The sequence below is a fragment of the Ruminiclostridium hungatei genome (genome assembly GCF_002051585.1).
GTDB lineage: Bacteria > Bacillota > Clostridia > Acetivibrionales > DSM-1351 > Ruminiclostridium > Ruminiclostridium hungatei.
Genome location: NZ_MZGX01000072.1, coordinates 1 through 1,217 on the forward strand (window position 1 = coordinate 1; position 1,217 = coordinate 1,217).

At 26.4% G+C, this 1,217-nt stretch carries 1 protein-coding gene and 1 pseudogene; both read left to right on the top strand.

Annotated features, from left to right (window positions below):
* Positions 1-525 (top strand): hypothetical protein (locus CLHUN_RS22285; RefSeq protein WP_165755831.1); only part of this gene is annotated, 525 nt, incomplete at its 5' end.
* Positions 525-1,217, top strand: a pseudogene (locus CLHUN_RS21570) (hypothetical protein); the annotation flags it as partial. The gene CLHUN_RS22285 and the pseudogene CLHUN_RS21570, both read left to right, overlap by 1 nt.

A 1,217-nucleotide genomic window follows, 5' to 3' on the forward strand; every position in this document is an offset into this window, starting at 1 on the left:
ATTATAAAGTTATCTCGGCCTATTATAGGAATTTATTATGAAAGTGAAAATATATTTAGAATTCTATGTAGAGCCCAAGTTAATGCAAGTGATAGAAATGAAACTTTTATTGATTTTAAACAAATAACACACTGTAGTCCTTATAAGATTAATATTGAGGGTGGACTGCAAATTCAAGTATCGATAGATACTGATTCCCTGAATAAAGAGCAAATAGAATATGAAAAGAGAAAAAAAGAATTAGAATTAAGAAAACTGCAAAATGAAAATGATATCTTAGAATTACAAAAATTGAGTTTAGTTATAGATAATTTAAGTAAGTTGAATTCAATAGGTTCTAGTCCTGAAGTACAAGCTGCTAAAAATATTAATAATCAATTTATAAAAAACCAGACTAAAGAGGTTTACAATAAAGTAATTAATGCACATGATTTGTTAATAGAGAAAAATGGTTTTGAAGTAAATTATAACAATACAAAGATTATAGCTAAAAATGAAGTTGAACAAATGAAGGGACGACCGTAATGAATGAATATATTAATATTATTGATGAATTAATATTGGAGTCAAATAGTTTATATCATCTAAATACAGAATCTGATAAATTTATCAGGTGGATTGAAAGGGCCAAAATGATTGTAAAAAAAGTGTTTGGTGAAACAAGTACTGAATACAATGATTTTATAAATATTTCATTTGTCGAATGGAATTTTGCAGAGTATCCAACAGAAAATGTGAATAATGATTTTATAAAAGGTATTGATAAATGTAGAATTTCTCTCGAGGTTTTTAAAGAACAGATCGTGCTTACAAGTAATATGGAAAACGTCATGGTGACAGATAAAAATAAAAAAGTTAGTAAAATCTTTATAAGTCACTCATCAAAAGATAAAGAATATGTCGATTTGATTTTAGAAATGTTAAATTTTATTGGCGTTGAAAAAAGTTACAAAAGGATTTTTTACAGTTCAAAAGAAGGTTATGGGGTACCTTTAGCAGAAAATATTTATGACTACTTAAAGGCTGAATTGAATAATGACATAATGGTGCTATTTATTTTATCGGATAATTATTATTCGAGTATACCATGTCTTAATGAAATGGGAGCCACTTGGGTAACATCTAAAGAATATTATAGTATATTATTACCTTTCTTTGAATTCAAAAGTTTAAAAGGTGCAATAGATCCATCAGCAATATGTTTATCTATAGAGAAT